The sequence below is a fragment of the Motilimonas pumila genome (assembly GCF_003596335.1).
GTDB lineage: Bacteria > Pseudomonadota > Gammaproteobacteria > Enterobacterales > CBDFNC01 > Motilimonas > Motilimonas pumila.
Genome location: NZ_QZCH01000078.1, coordinates 1 through 2230, shown reverse-complemented (window position 1 = coordinate 2230; position 2230 = coordinate 1). Strand labels below are relative to the sequence as shown.

Sequence of the window (2230 nt, the reverse complement as noted above, 5' to 3'; positions counted from 1 at the left end):
GCGTGGTAAGTTCGCCCTGTAATAATAGGCTGGTCTGGATCACCTTCCAAAAAGTGCACGATAACTTCGTGACCAATACGAGGGATCGCCATGCTGCCATATTGAGCGCCTGCCCAGTCTTGGCTTACACGGATCCAACAGCTGGCATTTTCATTGTTGTCACTGTATCTGTCCCAAGGGAACTGTACCTTTACTCTGCCGTGCTCATCACAATAGATTTCTTCCCCTTGCGGCCCTGTCACTTTGACAATTTGTGGGCCGTTTACCCTTGGTTTGGGGTTCTGTTCTGGCAACCATATAAGGTGGCTCGGAAACACGGTCAGGTCATTATGATAACGGGTCATGCCTTCCCCGCCCGCTTCTTCTAATGCTTGCGGTTGCTCACCATGATGCTGCACTGATAATACGCACCAATCACGATTAAAGTCTGTTTGCAGGTGTTGAACCAAATCGAATTTTGCGCCCGCAATAAGCTGTGCAATGTTACTCTTGCCCGCAGCTAAAATGGCGTGACTTCTTAATGACCGCATTCTGGCATCACTGAATGCTTCTCCATTGCCTGCATCTTTAAACCGGCCTGGGTAATCAAAGTGTTCGTAATTGTCATTTTGCCACGCTTTCTCAAGACCGTTTTGTTGTTTTAAGAAGGCATAATGTGGCTTTTTAAAGCTGTAATCTTTTAATTCGGTATGGCTTGAAGCGATTTCATGGCGCAAACCAAATTCACTGATGTGAGGCGCTTTACTCGCCCCTCCGGCTAAGTTGTTATATTGCAGCGCCTCAGTAAATTGCATATTTGATTGCAAGTTATCACTGAATACTAAGGTGTGCTTGCCCGCCGATTGCTCAAAAAAGTAATACAGGCCTTCTTCCGCTGCGAGGCGTTCAATAAAATCTAAATCTGTTTCACGATATTGCACACAAAATTCGCGTGTTGAAGGCGTGCGCTGACAAGCAAATGCGTAGTCGTCTATCTGCATTTCTTGCAATAAAATACTGATAATATCGAGCGCGGTTTGTTGCTGAAAAATTCGACTGTTGTGTCTTAAAGATAAGCGGGCTGCTGCAGGCACCAATGTGACATGGTATAAGCTGTGGCTGTGGCCTGTGTCCCCTTGAGAAAAGTGACTCACGATGCCGTGAACATGACGCAGTATTTCACCGTCTTGATAAATGGTTAAACACCCTGTTTGGTCCACTATTTCTTTTGGTAAAACATCATCGCGCCGACTGGCGAGTGAAAGGGAAACATTAAAAAGCTGCGACAAACCTTCTTGATAATCAAACGCTGTTACTAACAGCTCGCCATGGCTGAGGCCGTCAGCACGAAAGGTAAATTGTAAGCCCGTTTGATTCGCCATTAAGTATCCTTACTGCAGTTAAAACAATTAAGCCAGCCTCCAGCCACAGTGGCAAGATAAGCTGGCTTAACAAACCTAAGGCATCACAAACTGAAAAACGATCCTGTTTTTAACGATGCCTAAGGTTAACTAGTCGCAATTAAGCTTCTAGTGGCGCACGCCAGTCATCAGCACCAGAAGTACCGGCAACTAGGTGTTCCCAATCAATCTTACGGTAAGCCAGTGATACTTTAACTAGCTGAGTGAAACCGCCTTTGGTTTCGTCTTGACAGTGTGGCATTTTACAATCAACGTCAACGATAGTCGCGTCTGTCAAGATAGTAGAGAAGAAGTGCTCTTGCTTACCTTCAACCGTAGTGTGGTACCATCTTAGCTCTACACGAGGTAGCATTTCACCTGACGCTAGTGCGTTGTACAAAAGTGGTACCGCTTTGTTTAGCGCTACGGTGAATTTGAATGGCTTATGCACACGTTGACCAGAAGGTTGACCTGATTGTGGGTCTGTCGGTACGGTTACAATGTGGTCAAACTCTTGTACCAACATTTCGTCTTCGTGACCTTCTTGGTAGATGTTACCTACCGACTCAGCAGTGAATGCACCAGCAGTGATGTTACCTTGGGTTTGGCCTTCGATGGCAATATAACAAGGAGTTGGCATCTTAATTTCCTTTTTAGAGATTAAAAATCAAATAGTTAAACTAACTAAACGAGTAGTAGTGCTTGTTATAATACAAGTTGCATGCCAACTTTAAATACATTAAAAATCAACAAGTTATACATCAAGGTGGTTTTCGCGGGCAAGATCTTGCTCAGATGCGAGCAAGAAGTTGCCCAGCGAGCAAGATCTTGCCCGCGGTTTTTTAGGCATA

The 2230-nt window shown here is 44.9% G+C and carries 2 protein-coding genes; both read right to left on the bottom strand.

Annotated features, from left to right (window positions below; all coding sequences use genetic code 11):
• Positions 1-1361: type VI secretion system tip protein TssI/VgrG (gene tssI / locus D1Z90_RS20395; RefSeq protein ID WP_119912611.1), on the bottom strand; the 1361-nt coding region annotated here is incomplete at its 3' end.
• A gap of 139 nt (positions 1362-1500) precedes the next feature.
• Positions 1501-2019, bottom strand: coding sequence for an Hcp family type VI secretion system effector (locus D1Z90_RS20390; protein ID WP_119912610.1), 519 nt, complete (start codon positions 2017-2019; stop codon positions 1501-1503).
• Positions 2020-2230 lie beyond the last annotated feature (211 nt).